This window comes from Micromonospora sp. NRRL B-16802 (assembly GCF_001279555.1).
Taxonomy (GTDB): domain Bacteria; phylum Actinomycetota; class Actinomycetes; order Mycobacteriales; family Micromonosporaceae; genus Micromonospora; species Micromonospora profundi.
Map to the genome: position 1 here is coordinate 1 of NZ_LGEB01000018.1, position 317 is coordinate 317.

Annotated in this window: 1 pseudogene; it reads right to left on the minus strand. The window is 71.3% G+C overall.

Annotated elements, in window-relative coordinates:
* Positions 1-208 (minus strand): annotated as a pseudogene (locus ADK66_RS30560) (NAD(P)/FAD-dependent oxidoreductase); the annotation flags it as partial.
* Between the last annotated feature and the right edge of the window lie 109 nt (positions 209-317).

Consider the following 317-nt stretch of genomic DNA (forward strand, 5'->3'; position numbering starts at 1 on the left):
AGGTGTGGTCGACCAGGTCGCCGGCGGCGAAGACGCCGGGCACGCTCGTCCGGGAGCTTGGCGCCTGAACCTTCACGTACCCCTCGTCGTCCATCTCGACCTGGCCCCGGAAGAGCTAACTGCGGGGGTCATGGCCTATGGCCACGAAGAAGCCGGGGACGTCCAGCACCTTGGACTCGCCGGTGTGCACGGTGCGGACCCGGACGCCTCGTCATACACCTGGACCTCCCCCCGGTAGACCGCACTGCGGGGGGCGTGGCCTAAGCCCACCAGGACGCCGGGGGCGTCCCGGGCCTTGGCCGCGCCGGGGACGTCCA